This is a genomic window from Sphingomonas lacusdianchii (assembly GCF_022664395.1).
GTDB lineage: Bacteria > Pseudomonadota > Alphaproteobacteria > Sphingomonadales > Sphingomonadaceae > Sphingomonas > Sphingomonas lacusdianchii.
In genome coordinates, this window is the sequence record NZ_JAKRET010000086.1 from 1 (window position 1) to 584 (window position 584).

Sequence of the window (584 nt, forward strand, 5' to 3'; positions counted from 1 at the left end):
CCTGTTCAATCGCCGCTATATGGAGGAGACGCTGAAATTGGAGATCGCGCGTGCCTCTCGCGCTGGCACGCCGCTCAGCCTCGTCATGTGTGACGTCGACCACTTCAAGCGGTTCAATGACGAATTCGGCCATGATGCTGGCGACGCGGTTCTGCAGGTTGTCGCAGCGGAAATGCGCAGCCGCTTTCGCGACGGCGACGTGGTTTGCCGCTTCGGGGGTGAGGAGTTCACTATCATCGCCCCAGGCACGACCGCGGACGCTCTGGCAGGACGCGTGGAAGTCGTTCGACGCGCTATCGCCGAGTTGACCGTTCGGCATGGCAGCCGCAGCCTCGGATCAACCAGCATGTCATTTGGCATCGCGACGTGGTCGCCTACGATGGCACGCGACGGCTCGACCCTCATTCAGGCAGCCGATATGGCTCTCTACCAGTCCAAGCGCGAAGGTAGAAACCGTGCGACTATCAGTCTTATCGCCGCTTGACTGCCAACAACGTAATTCTGGCCGCGCTAAAGGGCTCTTGTCGCTTAACGTCTGGTGGCGAGCGGGCGATCAACACCTCACCTGTATAACTGATGACCCA

The 584-nt window shown here is 60.1% G+C and carries 1 protein-coding gene; it reads left to right on the forward strand.

Annotated features, from left to right (window positions below):
- The coding region (locus MF607_RS22605; protein ID WP_242122404.1) for a GGDEF domain-containing protein at positions 1–484 on the forward strand (484 nt) is incomplete at its 5' end.
- Positions 485–584 lie beyond the last annotated feature (100 nt).